At 64.9% G+C, this 15190-nt stretch carries 11 protein-coding genes; 6 read left to right on the top strand and 5 right to left on the bottom strand.

Annotation, left to right across the window (positions count from 1 at the left end):
* Nucleotides 1-241: 241 nt before the first annotated feature.
* Together AYK61_RS23660 and AYK61_RS23655 are read left to right on the top strand one after the other, a co-directional pair.
* Entirely contained in the window at nt 242-1537 is a 1296-nt protein-coding gene (locus tag AYK61_RS23660) for a 3' terminal RNA ribose 2'-O-methyltransferase Hen1 (RefSeq protein ID WP_259468255.1), read from the top strand.
* Complete coding sequence (locus AYK61_RS23655) at nt 1534-4059, top strand: polynucleotide kinase-phosphatase (protein ID WP_121873357.1); 2526 nt, start codon at nt 1534-1536, stop codon at nt 4057-4059. Before AYK61_RS23660 ends, AYK61_RS23655 begins: the two co-directional genes overlap by 4 nt.
* A 65-nt stretch (nt 4060-4124) precedes the next feature.
* Here AYK61_RS23655 and AYK61_RS23650 read toward each other — a convergent pair whose 3' ends face one another.
* Complete coding sequence (locus tag AYK61_RS23650; RefSeq protein ID WP_128645657.1) at nt 4125-4514, bottom strand: hypothetical protein; 390 nt, start codon at nt 4512-4514, stop codon at nt 4125-4127.
* 344 nt (nt 4515-4858) lie between these two features.
* Here AYK61_RS23650 and istA point away from each other — a divergent pair, with 344 nt between their 5' ends.
* Complete coding sequence (gene istA, locus AYK61_RS23645) at nt 4859-6391, top strand: IS21 family transposase (RefSeq protein ID WP_094665460.1); 1533 nt, start codon at nt 4859-4861, stop codon at nt 6389-6391.
* Nucleotides 6388-7158, top strand: a complete 771-nt coding sequence (gene istB, locus AYK61_RS23640; protein ID WP_094665458.1) for an IS21-like element helper ATPase IstB — start codon at nt 6388-6390, stop codon at nt 7156-7158. The genes istA and istB overlap by 4 nt, the downstream gene beginning before the upstream one ends.
* A 59-nt stretch (nt 7159-7217) precedes the next feature.
* On the opposite strand, the gene AYK61_RS23635 is transcribed toward istB, so the two are convergent.
* From AYK61_RS23635 to AYK61_RS23620, 4 genes are all read right to left on the bottom strand, one after another.
* Nucleotides 7218-7718: a hypothetical protein gene (locus tag AYK61_RS23635; protein WP_147458396.1), complete on the bottom strand. Its 501-nt coding sequence runs from the start codon at nt 7716-7718 to the stop codon at nt 7218-7220.
* A gap of 276 nt (nt 7719-7994) precedes the next feature.
* Entirely contained in the window at nt 7995-8996 is a 1002-nt protein-coding gene (locus tag AYK61_RS23630; RefSeq protein WP_128645659.1) for a GAF domain-containing protein, read from the bottom strand.
* Nucleotides 8997-9128: 132 nt separating this feature from the next.
* Nucleotides 9129-9680 (bottom strand): hypothetical protein, encoded by a 552-nt coding sequence (locus AYK61_RS23625; RefSeq protein ID WP_121873353.1) that lies wholly within the window; start codon nt 9678-9680, stop codon nt 9129-9131.
* On the bottom strand, nt 9680-10618 hold the full coding sequence (locus AYK61_RS23620; protein ID WP_121873352.1) for a DUF6286 domain-containing Asp23/Gls24 family envelope stress response protein: 939 nt from the start codon (nt 10616-10618) through the stop codon (nt 9680-9682). Before AYK61_RS23620 ends, AYK61_RS23625 begins: the two co-directional genes overlap by 1 nt.
* 185 nt (nt 10619-10803) lie before the next feature.
* Between AYK61_RS23620 and ilvA the strand changes: the two genes are divergently transcribed.
* Complete coding sequence (ilvA, locus tag AYK61_RS23615) at nt 10804-11967, top strand: threonine ammonia-lyase (RefSeq protein ID WP_220709182.1); 1164 nt, start codon at nt 10804-10806, stop codon at nt 11965-11967.
* 75 nt (nt 11968-12042) lie between these two features.
* On the top strand, nt 12043-15174 hold the full coding sequence (locus tag AYK61_RS23610; protein WP_121873350.1) for an arabinosyltransferase domain-containing protein: 3132 nt from the start codon (nt 12043-12045) through the stop codon (nt 15172-15174).
* Nucleotides 15175-15190: the final 16 nt, after the last annotated feature.

Raw genomic sequence — 15190 nt, 5'->3', positions numbered from 1 at the left:
CACCCGAATGGGGGGTGCCGCTTTTGCGTTCGCCCCGTCGGCGTCAATGGACCATTGCACCGCCCAGACGTATGCAGTGGTTCATTGACGCGGTCCGAGGCGGCCACCCTCCGTGGGTGAATGGACCCTTGCACCGCTCAGACGTATGCAGTGGTCCATTGACGCGGCCCGAGGTGGCACCCGGAAAAAGGGGACGCATCGGACGCGGCTGTCCCGTAACGTCGCTGCGGTGCTACTGACCGTGACTGCAAATGCCACAACCGATTTCCCGGACGCCTCCGACATCGGGTATTTGTTGCACAAGCATCCCGATCGCGTGCAGAGCTGGAACCTGCCGATGGGTGCCACCACGGTGCTGTATCCCGAGGTCTCGGCCGAGCGCACCACCGTCGCAGTTCTCGCCGATGCCGACGCCGCTTCCGCACTGGCGGTAGCGCTGTCGAGACTGTTCAAGCAGACGCTGGCCGGCGTGTGTACCGGGAGGCTTGAACTGGTCTCTGCTGCAATCGATCTGACTGTGTCTCTGCCTGCAGCGCCGTCGCGGGGCGGAACCGATCTCGCGGGTCGGCTCTTCGGTCCCCTCGGCTGGAGTGTCGACGCTACGCCCATTCCGCTCGATTCGAGGCAGCCGGAGTGGGGCGACTCCGAGTACATCGATCTGGTTCTCACCGGCACGTTCACGCTGTCGGCTGCGCTGCGGCACCTGTACGTTCTTCTTCCTGTGATCGACGACGGGAAGCACTACTGGGTGGGCGAGGACGAGGCGGACAAACTCGTTCGCGCAGCAGGGGATTGGCTGGGAGATCACCCGGAGTCGACATTGATTACCTCCCGCTACCTGGCGCACCGTCGCGAACTCGTGGCGTCGGCGTTGGACCGGCTCGTCCCGGATGCGCCCGACGACGTTGCCACTCCGCGAGATCCGACGTTGGCCGAGCAGCGGGTGCGTGCCGTACTTGCGGCACTGAAAGGCGTCGGCGCGAAGTCGGTGATCGACCTCGGTTGCGGTGAGGGTCGCCTGCTGCGAGAGCTGTTCGCAAACAACGACTTCGACCGTATTGTCGGTGCCGACGTGAGTGATCGGGCACTTGCCAAGGCTCACCGCAGGCTGCGTCTGGACGACATGTCCGATCGGCAGCGCGCTCGGATCGAGTTGGTCCAGTCTTCCGCCACGTACCGCGACGTCCGGTTGCACGGATTCGACGCGATGGTGCTGATGGAGGTCATCGAACACGTGGATCTCGACCGGCTTCCGGCGTTGGTGCGTTCGGTGTTTCTTCAGGCGCGTCCGCAAACGGTTCTCGTCACCACACCCAACTCCGAGTACAACGTGCTCTATCCCGGTCTCGTACCGGGAACCTTCCGTCACGTCGACCACCGATTCGAGTTCACCCGCGCTCAGTTCGAGCAATGGGGTTCGTCGGTGGCACGTGAACATGCCTATGAGGTGCGCGTCGAGGGAATCGGCCCTGTCGACGACATGCACGGCACCCCGACCCAGATGGCCGTCTTCACCCGAGAGGAGCAGTCCCGATGAGTACCTTCGACATTCCGGATCGGTCCCTCGTCGTACTCGTGGGTATCAGCGGCTCCGGCAAGTCGTCGTTCGCCGCGCAGCATTTCGGCCCGTACGAGACGGTGTCCAGCGATGTCTGCCGAGGGATGGTGAGCAACGACCCCAATCTGCAGAGCGCAACCAAGGACGCGTTCGCGCTGCTGGAATTTCTCGTTGCAATCAGGCTTCGGGCCGGGTTGCTCACCGTCGTCGATGCGACGAACGTCCAACCGACTGCGCGCAAAGCACTGATTGCGCTGGCTCGTGAACACGATGTACTCCCAGTGGCCGTCGTACTCGATGTGCCGGAATCGGTGTGTGCACAGCGGAACGCGGAGCGAACCGACAGGACGTTCGGCCGAGACGTGCTGCGCCGCCAGCAGTCCCAGTTGCAACGCTCGATGCGGGGCCTGTCCAAGGAAGGTTTCCGCTCGGTCCACGTACTGGGCGGTGTCGAGGCGGTGGCGTCGGCGCAGTTCGTTCGCACCCCGCTGCGCAGTGATCGCCGCGAGCTCACGGGACCGTTCGACGTGATCGGCGATATCCACGGCTGCCTCGGCGAGCTCGAAAGTCTACTCACGACAATGGGTTACACGATCGAGCGGGACGATGCCGGTCGCCCGGTCGATGCGACGTCGCCGCCCGGTCGTACCGCGGTGTTCGTCGGTGACTACGTCGACCGCGGACCGGACTCGGTGGGAGTCCTGCGGCTCGTCATGGGAATGGTCGGTTCCGGAACGGCATTGGCAGTTCCGGGCAATCACGAGAACAAGCTCGTCAAGGCATTGCGGGGCCGGAAGGTGACCACGTCGCACGGTCTGGCCGAGACTCTCGAACAGCTCGAATCGGAATCCGACGAATTCCGCCGCGAGGTTGTCGAGTTCTGCGACGGCCTCGTCGCGCACCTCGTGCTCGACGGCGGCAAGCTCGTCGTCGCGCACGCCGGACTGATCGAGAAGTACCACAACCGGGCGTCGGGCAGGGTTCGAAGCTTTGCTCTCTACGGTGACACCACCGGCGAGACCGACGAATTCGGCCTGCCGGTGCGGTATCCGTGGGCGCAGGACTATCGGGGCTCGGCGACGGTGCTCTACGGGCACACGCCGGTGCCGGAAGTGGAGTGGGAGAACAACACTGCGTGCCTCGATACGGGATGCGTCTTCGGCGGGAAGCTCACGGCGCTGCGCTATCCGGAGCGTGAGGTGGTGTCGGTTCCGGCCGAGAAGGTCTGGTACGAGCCTGCCCGCCCGATGGGCGCGTTCACGCGGGATGCAGCGTCGCTCGATCTGTCCGACGTCATCGGTCCGACGGGCGTCGAGACGTCGCTGCGTGGGCGGGTATCGGTTCGGCCGGAGAACGCTGCGGGCGCACTGGAAGTGATGAGTCGGTTCGCGCTGGCTCCGCAGTGGCTGCACTATCTGCCGCCGACCATGGCTCCGAGTGCAACATCGGAGCGCGAGGGTTATCTCGAGTATCCGACGGAGGCATTCGACGCGTATCGCGCGCTCGGAGCGTCGACGGTGATCTGCGAGGAGAAGCACATGGGCTCGCGGGTGGTCGTGGTGGTGTGTCGAGATGCTGGCACCGCGCGGGAGAAGTTCGATGCGCCGGAGGGAGTGCTCGGCACCGCGTACACGCGGACGGGGCGTCCGGTGTTCGACGAGTCGCTCACCGGTGAGCTGATCTCCGGGGTGTCCGACGCGATCGAAAAGGCCGGTGTGTGGGACGAATTGGCCTCGAGCTGGCTGATTCTCGACTGCGAATTGATGCCGTGGTCTGCCAAAGCGGAGGGCCTGATCAAGACCGAGTACGCCGCGGTCGCTGCGGTGTCTCGGGCGAATCTCGGGGCCGAGGCGGCGGTGCTTGCGTCGGCCGGATCACGCGGTCTGGATGTGCAGGAGTTGCAGGAACGCAACACCGTTCGGCAGGGCAACCTGGGCGAGTTCACCGACGCATATCGGCGGTACGTCTGGCGGACGGACGGACTCGACGGAGTTCGGATCGCGCCGTTTCAGGTGCTGGCGTCGAACGTCGAGACGTATGCGGATCGTCCGCACTCGTGGCACCTCGACGTTGCCGACCGATTGGTGTCAGCAGCTCCCGGGGTGTTCGCCACTACCCGTCGAATCGAGGTCGACCTGTCGAAGCCGGATTCGGTTGCGGCAGGGGAGAAGTGGTGGGAGGAGTTGACGGCGGAGGGCGGCGAGGGCATGGTCGTCAAACCGGGAGCGAACGCTCCACGCGGAAAGATGCAGCCCGGCATGAAGGTTCGCGGCCGGGAGTACCTGCGGCTGATCTACGGCGCCGACTACACCGACCCGGATCGACTGACTGCATTGCGCAAGCGAAACGTGGGACACAAACAGTCGATGGCCCTACGCGAATACGCGCTGGGAATGGAAGCGCTGGACAGATCGGTGCGCGATGAGCCGCTGTATCGCATTCACCAGGCCGTATTCGCGGTCCTGGCACTGGAATCGGAGCCGGTGGACCCGCGGTTGTAGATGCCGTGGGCAGTGGTGTGCTTATGTGCCCCAGGTGGCACATAAGCACACCACTGCCGCAGGCACTAACCCTTCGGCGACGAGAACGGACTGATGCCTGCGCTGATCGGTGCCGCAAGTGCTGCAACGACGGCTATGGACGCCCAGAACGTCGGTGAGTCCAGCATGAGACCGCCTGCGAGACCACACACGGCGACGACGACGCCGCATCCCACCAGCAGTCCCGACCCGACCGTGACGTGAGCGAGGTGGTCTCGCGTCGGATCACGTCGGGCTCCGAGCCACACCATCGTTCCCGAAGTGACGAAGGCAAGAGGGGCGAAGAAGAAGAGGGAGCTGCCGCCGAGCTTCGACGAGACACTGACGATCAACAGCACGGCTCCGAATGCCACAGGGGCGGCGAGGGGCATCCCGCCGGACCATCGCTCGAACTTGTTTCGGGTGGGAGCTGTCATGGCATTGGTTCCTTTCCTGGGGAGAAGGGCATGTCAGAGTAGGTACTCCGCGAATATTCCGCCGCCGCAGGACAATGCCGCGATCAGGCCGACTCGCCTCAGGACGAACTTGGCAGCCTTGTCCCACTGTCGGCGGCCATGAAAAACTGACCACAGGCGGCCATGAATATGCCCACTGACGGCCGATAAGAACTGACCACTCGCGGCCACGAATGTGACCGCCTGTGGCCACGAATCTGCCCAGACCACACCCATCCTCTCGGCGCGTCAGCGCCGAGGAGGCCTCTCCTGCGGTTTCGATACCGATGCCTAGTCCGTATCGAATCCACCGCAGGAGAGACCACGTGAAGTCTGACGGAGAACTGATGGACATACTCAATGCATACGACCTGACCGGATCATTGCGGGCCGCCGCAGACTTGTGCGGCTGCTCCCACAACACCGTGAAAAAGGCCGTCGAAGACCGAGACGCCGGCCTGCCACCGGCCACCCACCGAACCAAAATCACCGACGACTGGCTCGAATACCTCGAAGAGTGGGTCTCCAAATCCAAGGGCAAGATCCGCGGCGACAAAGCCCACGAGAAACTTCTCGCACTCGGCTACACCGGTGCCGACCGCACCACTCGACGCGCCCTCGCCGAAATCAAAACCCAATGGAGACTGGGCAATACGAGAGTGCACCGGCCATGGATCACCGAACCAGGACTGTGGCTGCAGTACGACTTCGGAGACGGCCCGGTCGTCGACGGCCGCAAGATCGTGCTCCTCGTCGCCTGGCTGGCCTGGTGCCGCTACCGCATCGTGGTCCCACTACGCGACCGCACCGCAGCGAGCGTCTTCGCTGGCCTGGACCGGGTCTTCCGCATCATCGGCGGCGCACCGACCTACCTGCTCACCGACAACGAAAAGACCGTTACCGCCGGCCACGTCGCCGGCGTCCCGATCCGCAATCGCACCGCGGTCACCTTCGGTCGGTACTACGGAATCACCGTGCTGACCTGCCAACCGGCGGACCCTGCATCGAAAGGCGGAGTGGAGAACGCTGTCAAACTCGCCAAAGCCGACATCGTGCCCACCGAGACGAACCTGCTCGAGCAGTACGCCACCTTCGCCGACGTCGAAATCGCGTGCACGGCGTTCATGACCGAGATCAACGCCCGAGTACATCGGGCCACCCGCCGCGTCCCGAACGAGATGCTCGCCGAGGAACGACCCGAGTTGCACGGTATCCCCGACATGCCGCACACCGCAGTCCTCGGAGTCGCTCGCCGAGTCCCCGACAACACACCGATGGTCACCTTCGATCACTGCCAATACTCGACACCAGCAACACTATTGGGTCAGAGCGTGTGGGTCAGACTGCACGACGGGACAGATGAGGTCGTCATCTGCGCTCTCGATGACGGTGGCCCGATCGAAGTGGCCCGGCACGCCCGCACCACACCCGGCAGCCCCGCCATCGACGACGCCCACTTCCCCGGACATCACCCGAGGATCCCCGGCGACTACAGCGTCCGCGCGCGAACAGTATCCGAACAGCAATTCCTCGCGATCGGGGAAGGTGCCGCGACATGGCTCAAGGAAGCCGCCGCGGTCGGCACCGAACGGATATACCTGAAAATGTCGCACGCGGTCGATCTCGCGCGACTCGGAGTTCGGGGCGATGTCGATTGGGCACTCGGGCACGCAGCGGTGCACGGCCGCTTCGCCACCGGCGACCTCGACTCGATCCTCGCATCGAAGGGAATGGACCTCACCCGCCGCGGCGCATCCGAATCCACCTCCCTCACGCAAGGCACATCAGGATGGAACTTGTTGGGCAGCAACGCTATCGAACACAAAACCGCCGACGAGACGAACGAAGGTCAGCGATGAACACCGTCACAGCGGAACTCCCCACCGACCTCGAAACGCTGCTGCGGCAACTCCGCCTGCCGCATGCCAGGTCCATCGCCGCCGAAGTCCTCGCCACCGCACGAGCACAACGCTGGGACCCCGCCGAGGTCGTCAAAGCGCTTCTCTCAGAGGAATCCGCCGGCCGGGCACGATCGATGCTGACCGCCCGCCGCAAAGCAGCGGGATTCCCCACCGGGAAGACCTTCGAGGTCTGGGACGAGAACGCATCATCGATCCCGCTTCCCACCCAGCATGCCCTGCAGACCCTCGAATGGGTGCATCGCCGCGAGAATCTGGTGGTCTGCGGGCCGGCCGGGACAGGCAAGACATTCTTCCTCGAAGCGTTGGGACAGAACGTGATCCAAGCGGGGATGCCGGTCGCGTGGTTCACCCTCGAGCAGATCGGGGTCCTCGTACGCGCGCACCGATCCGACGACTCACTCGGCAAAGCGATCGCGAAGATCGTGCGCGCCGAACTCGTCGTGATCGACGATGTCGGGCTGTTGCCCGTCGGGACCGATGCCGCCGAAGGGCTGTACCGAATCGTCGAAGCAGCCTACGAACGCAAGTCCGTCGCGATCTCCTCGAACCTTCACCCGAGCGGGTTCGACGAACTGATGCCCAAGACCCTCGCCACTGCAACGGTCGATCGGCTGCTGCACCACGCGCACCTATGCCAAACCAGCGGCGATTCGGTCCGCCTCGCCCAAGCCCTGCACGGTCAGGGGGTCAAACCCTTGACCTGACATGATGCTCGACCGGTGGCGGACAAACCCGACATGGGCAGATTCGTGTCCGCCACCGGTCAGTTCTTGTTGGCCACCCATGGGCAGTTCTCGTGACCGCCTGTGGTCACTTCCCGATGTCCATTGACATCCCACGAGTTCACTTGGCTTTCGATCGCCTCCCAAGCACCGACTGCGCCGAAGAAGTCGATTCCGAGGCAGGCACCGACTACTCGCTTGATTTCATCGGTGACTCCACGCGCCTGAGGTCCCGTGGGAGTCGGCTGCCTGTCGAGGACGTTGCCGGTCTCGTCGACGATCGTCACAGTCGCATCATCGCTGATCTGAAAGCCGGCTGTGCCGGCGGGGAGTGGATTGCGGCCCTGTTCTGCCAGCGAAGCATTGAGCGAGGCAACTTCTTCTGCGCTCACGGGGACGAATTCCTCGACGGTGGAGGACACCGCGGGTGGCGCGGGTTGAGCAAGAGCAACAGCGGCCCCGCTCATCGACGTCACGGCGATCATCGAGCCGGCGATCAGGGCGATGGAGGCGGTGCGAGTCCGAGCTGAAATGCGGTTCATGATGTCTCCCGTTCGTGAGTATGGGGCGATTCGGCGACGTGATGCCGGCTGTCGTTCGGACCGAGCCGGGTGCAGTGCCACAACGGATCTGGGCCGGTTGCGTACTCGATGGGATCGGCCTGGAACGAGAGCGCACGCTCGTCCGGCGATCTGCAGTTGTGCGGACCATCCCGAGAGAGACAAGGTAGGTCGCGGGTTACGCCTCGTTGACCGAGTCTTTGCGTAACACACCGAACTTTAAACCCGTTGGTGCCGAAGCGCCAGCGCTGCGCGCGATCAGATGCAGGCCTCGGTCACCGTCACCAGCGCGAGCCGAGGTTCTGTATCGTCAGGGAGCATCGGCAGAGCACAAGCGGTCACCGTGTGCGTGGTGTAGCCGCCGTCTCGGTCTCTGAATCGGACGGTAATGCTCGGTTCGTCTCCTGCTCCGCCGGCCCGGGACACTGATTTCGCGAGTGTTTCGACTGCTCCGTCGTCGTCCGGGTGCACTCGCGGTCGCGGGTCGGTCGGGTCGAGATTCCAGGCGATGGACGGCGGCGGCGGCCCGTGCCAGTACAAGGTTTCCAGCGTGCACAGATCGACTATTGCGGTGTGGTGTCGTGCGGTGACAGAGGCACCCGCTACGAGCCCGCTCATCGTCTCCTGGACTCCGGTAGGGGATGGATAGTTCATGACGAACGGACCGCGGTCGATTGCGATGCCGCGCAGACAGCGACCTTCGCCTTCGACGGTAGTGTGCGCCAGCACCCGAATTCGATGTAACTCGTCCGTGGTCCAACGCTGGGTGGCGTCGAGATCCACTGTGTCGCCGACTGCGCTGGATACCAGCATCGCGAGGACGTCGGTGGCTCGCAATCCGAAATCCAACGTCGCCATCGCTTCTGCTACCGACAAGTGCGCCACATCGGCATTCAGCGCCGGGGAGTCCTTGGAGTGGGCAGTGCCGCGAGTCAGGTTCCAGCGAAAGGCCCAAGCATTCGACGGCGGGGAGTCGCACGTGCCTGGATGCAGTCTGGCCCACACCGCCTGGACCGTACCGTCGTCCCCACGAATCGGACGGGCCGAGACGTACCTGCCCGGCCCGCATTCGATGTCCACATCCCTGCCCGATTCTGCACACCGAGAAACCGCATCACGTGCGTGGATCGAGTCGGACGACCTCCTCAGGAACACCGCCATGGGAACCTTGCTCTTCTGCGTCGTCCCTACAGCCACCACGCACGCCGCCGAGTCCGGTTCGAGAAGAATCAACAGCCAGTCGCCGTTCCTACGCCCCATCGAGTCGGACTCCCTTCCACTCGAGTCGAGTTCCGCGGATCTTCCCTGCTTCGGGTCGTGTACCGACACCGTACCGGTGAATCCGACAGAAGGGACAGGTGGCCGGGCCTGTCGCAGTGCCGCGCGGCCGCGTTACCGCCGCTTGTCGACGTGCAATTGAACGCGGGTGGCGACGTGCGCTCCAGCGAGTGATTCGGCCACGAAGGCGGCTCGTGATTCGGCCAGGGCGGTGAATGTCATGACATCGAAATCTGCTGCAGCATAGACGGACACGGCTACGGTGGGCATTCCTCGATCATCGATTGCCGTACCGCGGGCGCGTCGAACACCGGGGAACTCGGCCAACTCCGCGGCGACGCCCGATGCGATGGCGCTCAGGTCCACGTGCGCCGAGAAATAGGGTTCCTCGATGACACTTGCCGTTCCGGTCGTGCGCGGGGAGAAGTTGCCGATCAACAGAAGCAGTGCCATGACAACTGCGATGCAGACAACCACAGCCAGCATCGGCACCCACCAGCCCTGTTCCGGCAATTCCGAAATTCGTACACGGTCGAAGTGAGACAGCGTTTCTCGCGCCCACGGAATGTCGTAATGCCAGGCAAGCGCAAATCCGCCACCCGCGATCAAGCCCACTCCGACCGCGATGACAAGGAGTCGGTCCACACCGGCGACGAACGTCTTCATCACGACACCCTCGTCGGAGCTGCCACCGACTGCTTCACCGTCAGTCGTCGTCCGCCCGCAGCAACCGACAGTGTCGGAGCCAGTGCCTCGCGCACGGTGGCGTCCACGTGCTCGGCATCGACAGCCCTGTCACGCTCTATTCGCACCTCGATCTTCCTGCGCGTGACAACGGTGTGTGCATCCACCACTCCGTGCGTGGACTGCGCTGCAGCACTGCACAATCGAGCTATGTCGGTCGGTGTGGCCCAGACAGTCGGCACCGACGCGCCCAGGCCGGAATGCGTCTTCGTTCGTGGCTTGACCCCCATGAACAGGAGAAGCAGCCCGAGAACGGCGGCTCCGATCGCGGCGGCGATCATCCAACTCTGCCAGTGCAATCGGGCGATCCAGGACACAGCGTCGGCGATCCACGGGCTACCACCGAGGTGGCCGTGCGCGATCAGGAATTCCCTGCCGGCGACGAAGGCCACACCGAGGAGTGCGAACCCGAACAACAGTGCCACCGGCATCGCGGCCGGCCCGGCAGTGGGTGGACGAGGTGGAATGATTTGCGATTCTTCGGTATTCGAAGTGGACGAGAAGCCTGTGTCCAACGTGGTGTCCGATACCAGGACGTTCACCCGATGTACGTGCAGCCCCGTCATCGTCGCCAACGCAGCCTCGACGGTGGCGTGCACGGACTCGGTCACCTCGGTGATCTGCGACGGCCAGGTCACCCCGATGTAGAGGTTGACGGCGATCGTGTCCTCGCCGAGGGTGACGTCGGCGCGCGGCAGTTCTCGGCCGGTCAGTCGCGAGAAGCCGCCGGTGGTGCGCGTGACCCGAGGATCCTTCAATGTCGCCGCGATGGCGGTCCGGGAAATGGCCCGATCCTTGATCTCGACGCTGCCACGCATCTCGCGGCCGTTGTCGACATCGTCGGATCCAGCCTGCGTCATCACCGAGAATCCTTTGCGCCGGTCGCGGCTCGCTGTGGTGCGGCACGCGCTCCACAACTGTAGTGACGACCGGTGGCGGATGACGTCACGAGAGTAATTGTTCCTGGCATACTGCCACCGTGTCGGAAATTGTGCGGGTGACCGCGTCGGATATCGCCTCGGCCGAGGAGCTGCTGGAGCCGGTCATGCGCCGGACCCCCGTGGTGGCCTCGCGAATTCTGTCGGACCTGACCGGCCACGAGGTGCGCCTCAAGTGCGAGAACCTGCAGCGCACCGGATCGTTCAAGCCGCGCGGGGCGTACAACCGCATCGCCAGGCTCGACGCCGAGCAGCGCGCACGCGGAGTCGTCGCGGCCAGCGCCGGTAATCACGCTCAGGGCGTAGCCTGGGCGGCGTCGCAGGTGGGGATCGACTCGACCGTGTTCATGCCGGTGGGAGTGTCGTTGCCCAAGCTCGTCGCCACCAAGGCCTACGGCGCGACGGTTCATCTGGTGGGCAACACGGTGGACGAGGCGCTGAAGTCGGCGAGGGAATTCGCCGAACGCACCGGTGCCACCCTCATTCACCCGTTCGACCACCTGGACATCGTCGCTGGGCAGGCGACGCTGGGAACCGAACTGCTGCAACAGATGCCGGACGTCGGCACCATCGTGATTCCCACCGGTGGCGGAGGCCTGTTGGCCGGTGTCGCCGCAGCGGTCAAGCTGACCAAGCCCGGCATCAGGATCGTCGGCGTGCAGGCAGAGGGCGCTGCCGCATGGCCGGCGTCGCTGAAGGCGGGGCATCCGATCGCGTTGGCATCGATGTCGACGATGGCCGACGGCATCGCGATCGGCCTGCCCGGATCGGTGCCGTTCGATCACGTGCAGGGCTGGGTCGACGACGTGGTGACCGTCAGCGAGGATGCGCTCTCGCGTGCGTTGGTGCTGTGCATCGAGCGCGCGAAACTCATAGTGGAACCGGCGGGCGCGGCGGCGGTGGCAGCTCTGATGACGCATTCTGCGGACGAACTCGGATTGACCGGCTCCGTCTGTGCCATTCTCTCCGGCGGGAACATCGACCCACTGCTGCTCACTCACGTCATTACTCACGGCCTTCGAGCGGGTGGACGTTATCTCGCTGTACGCGTGACCATTTCGGACAAGCCGGGCGGACTCACCGGGGTACTCGGGGTGGTGCGCGATGCCGGGGCCAGTGTCGTCGACGTCGTCCACTCCCGTACCGGCGGACGCCTGGGCCTCGAGGAGGTCGACGTGATGTTGACCGTCGAGACCCGCGGACCCGACCACCGCGGTTCGGTGCTCGATGCCTTGGGCGCGGCCGGGTACGCCGTGCACGTCGAGAACTGACGCGCCGGGCCCGCTCGGACCCGACTGGTACCTTGATCAGCGACTTGGACCAGGACATCGGTGGGAGATATTTGCATGGCTCGGCTTGTCGCGATCGTCTCCGCTGTCCTGGGAATTCTGCTGACGATCGCGATACCGCTGTTGCCGATCGAGCAGCAGCAGTCCTCGCTGACATGGCCGCAGTCGAACACGATCGGCAGTGTCGAAGCTCCGCTCGTCGGTTACACCCCGATCAGCGTCGACGCGACCATTCCGTGCCCTGCCGCGAACCGATTGCCCGACGGCGGGCTGTTGTTGTCCACCTCGCCCAAGGGATCGCCCGACGCCTATCGCTACGGTCTCGTTGCCGAGGTGACGGGCGGTGAGGCGTCGCAGTTGAAGGTGACGTTGCGTGATTCCGTCCTCCTCGAGAAGCCGGTATCGGAACTCAGCCCTTCGACTGCGGGCGACTGCGCTTTGACGATCACCTCGAACAGCACGGCGACCACCGTCGGGCTGACGGGCGAAGACACCGTCTCTCGCGAGGGCGACGTGCGGCCACAGTTGGTGGGCGTGTTCAGCGATCTTCAGGGCAACATTCCCGGTCTGCAGCTGCAGGCAGAGCTGGACAGCAGGTTCTCGTCGACCCCGAGCGCGCTGAAGTGGTTCGCGATGATCGTCGGTGTACTCGCCACGGGCATCTCACTGGTCGCGCTGCACCGCCTCGACCTGTCCGACGGCCGACGTGCTCGACGGTTCCTCCCTCGTCGCTGGTGGACGTTCGGCGCTGCCGACGCGGTGGTGATCGGGACGCTGGTGGTGTGGCATCTTATCGGCGCGAACACCTCCGACGACGGCTACCAGCTGGGCATGGCGCGCACGGCCGATCACGCCGGTTACATGGCCAACTACTTCCGCTGGTTCGGTGTGCCCGAGACACCCTTCGGCACACCGCTGTACGACATGTTCGCCCTCCTCTCGCACGTATCGACGGCCAGTGTGTGGATGCGGTTGCCGACGCTGATCTGCGCCGTGGTGCTGTGGCTCGTCATCAGTCGCGAGGTGATCCCGCGGTTCGGTGCGGCTGCTCGCACGTCGAAGACCGCGCTGTGGACCGGTGGCCTGGTGATGCTCGCGTTCTGGCTGCCGTACAACAACGGCCTGCGCCCGGAGCCGTTCGTGGCGCTCGGAGTGTTGCTGACGTGGTGCTCGGTGGAGCGATCCATCGCAACGCGCAGGTTGCTGCCTGCGGCCGCGGCGATTCTCATCGCGGCGTTGACGGTCACCCACGGACCCTCCGGTTTCATCTGCTTCGCTCCGCTCATAGCTGGAGCCAGGCCGGTGTTGCAGATCGTCGTCGCCCGCGCTCGGCAGTTCCGCAGTACAACACTGGGCGCGGCGACGTTGCTGGCCCCGTTGATCGCGTCGGGCACCGTGGTGCTGGTGTTCGCATTCGGCAACCAGACCGTGGCCGGCATGCTCGAGATGCAACGGGTGCACAACGCGGTCGGGCCGAGCCAGGCCTGGTTCGACGAGTACCTGCGCTACCAGTGGCTGATGAACATGGACATCGACGGCTCGCTCGCGCGCCGCTTCGGGGTGTTCGTGATGATCGTCTCGCTGATCGCGGTGGTCGTTGCCATGCTGCGCAAGGGCGGCAAGATCCCCGGCACCGCAACCGGTCCCGCGCGTCGCATCGTCGGCATCACCGTCGGGGCGATGGCCTTGATGATGATCACCCCCACCAAGTGGACCCACCACTTCGGTGTCTTCGCCGGACTCGCCGCATCGGTTGCGGTACTGGCAGCCGTGGCGACCGGTGCGGCGGTACTGCGATCGCGGCGCAACCGACTCCTGTTCGCCGCGTCGGTCTCGTTTCTACTGGCCGTCGCGTTCACCGGAACCAACGGCTACTGGTACGTCTCCGCATGGGGAGTTCCGTTCTGGGACAAGCCGATCCTCGTTGCCGGCCTCGGCATCTCGACCATGTTCCTCGGCCTGACCCTGCTGCTGTTGCTCGCTGCCGTCTGGTTCCACCTCCGCGAGCCGTATGTGCTCACCGCCAAACCGATGGCGCGATGGTGGTCGGTGCCACCGATCGCTGTCGGGGCCGCTCTGATGGTGCTGGTGGCCGTCGCGTCGATGGCCAAGGGCGCTGTGGCGCAATGGCCGTCGTACTCGATCGCGAAATCGAATCTCACGGCGCTGACCGGAAACACGTGTGGTCTTGCGAACGACGTACTGCTGGAAACCGACCCCAATGCCGATGTGCTGCAACCGGTCACCGGAGACGCGTTTGCCGCACTGAGCGCAGAGAACGACGGGTTCACCCCCGATGGTGTGGCGGGCGACCTCACCGCAGACAAGGAATCCTCGGCGTCGGGCACCTCGAACACCGTCGACACCGGAGAGCAGCAGCAGCCGACGTCTACCACCGGTGCCGGAACCGGCGGCAGCGCACTGCCGTTCGGCCTCGATCCGGCCACTGTGCCCGTGCTCGGTTCGTTCGGGTCCACTGCCCCCGCCACCCTGACGACAGGGTGGTACGCACTGCCCGCCGATCCCGGCGACCTGATCTCCATCGCCGCTGCCGGACGCATCCGGTCGGTGGACTCCGACGGCATCGTCACCTACGGCCAGAGCCTCGAACTCGAGTACGGCGTGGACGGCCGGGCGCAGGGACGCGTGACGCCCATCGACATCGGCCCGGCGCCGTCGTGGCGCAATCTGCGCGTGCCCATGGACCAGATTCCGGCCGGTGCCAACACCATTCGGTTGGTGCTCACCGACGCCGATCGCGATCCCGACCAGTGGTTGGCGGTCACCCCGCCGCGAGTTCCGCGTACTCAGACGTTGAACGAGGTCGTCGGCCGTGACGCTCCGGTGCTGCTGGACTGGGAAGTCGGCTTCAACTTCCCCTGCCAGCGTCCGTTCGACCACCGCCTCGGCGTCGCCGAGGTTCCGCAGTATCGGGTGCTGCCGGACCGCAGCGGTGCCGTCATCACCAATGCGTGGCAGGACCACTACGGCGGCGGGCCACTCGGATGGATCGACATCGTCGCCTCGGCCCGCACCATTCCGTCGTATCTGGCCGGCGACTGGGATCGCGACTGGGGATCGATCGAGCAGTACATCCCGTACGACGAGTCGGCGCAGGCGGCGCAGATCACAGCCGAAGAGGTCCAGCGTTCGGGCCTGTGGACGCCGGGTCCGATCAAAACCGGTTAATCTCTACGCGTTCGGA

Source organism: Rhodococcus sp. SBT000017 (assembly GCF_003688915.1).
Lineage (GTDB): Bacteria > Actinomycetota > Actinomycetes > Mycobacteriales > Mycobacteriaceae > Rhodococcoides.
The sequence above is the reverse complement of the archived record's forward strand: the minus strand, read 5'-3'. Positions and strand labels throughout refer to the sequence as shown.

What these genes read in the sequence shown, in the direction of transcription:
- AYK61_RS23655 (WP_121873357.1), top strand. Translation starts at nt 1,534, where the DNA reads ATGAGTACCTTCGACATTCCGGATCGGTCCCTCGTCGTACTCGTGGGT.
- AYK61_RS23650 (WP_128645657.1), bottom strand. Translation starts at nt 4,514, where the DNA reads ATGACAGCTCCCACCCGAAACAAGTTCGAGCGATGGTCCGGCGGGATG.
- istB (WP_094665458.1), top strand. Translation starts at nt 6,388, where the DNA reads ATGAACACCGTCACAGCGGAACTCCCCACCGACCTCGAAACGCTGCTG.
- AYK61_RS23635 (WP_147458396.1), bottom strand. Translation starts at nt 7,718, where the DNA reads ATGAACCGCATTTCAGCTCGGACTCGCACCGCCTCCATCGCCCTGATC.
- AYK61_RS23630 (WP_128645659.1), bottom strand. Translation starts at nt 8,996, where the DNA reads ATGGGGCGTAGGAACGGCGACTGGCTGTTGATTCTTCTCGAACCGGAC.
- AYK61_RS23625 (WP_121873353.1), bottom strand. Translation starts at nt 9,680, where the DNA reads ATGAAGACGTTCGTCGCCGGTGTGGACCGACTCCTTGTCATCGCGGTC.
- AYK61_RS23620 (WP_121873352.1), bottom strand. Translation starts at nt 10,618, where the DNA reads ATGACGCAGGCTGGATCCGACGATGTCGACAACGGCCGCGAGATGCGT.
- ilvA (WP_220709182.1), top strand. Translation starts at nt 10,804, where the DNA reads ATGCGCCGGACCCCCGTGGTGGCCTCGCGAATTCTGTCGGACCTGACC.
- AYK61_RS23610 (WP_121873350.1), top strand. Translation starts at nt 12,043, where the DNA reads ATGGCTCGGCTTGTCGCGATCGTCTCCGCTGTCCTGGGAATTCTGCTG.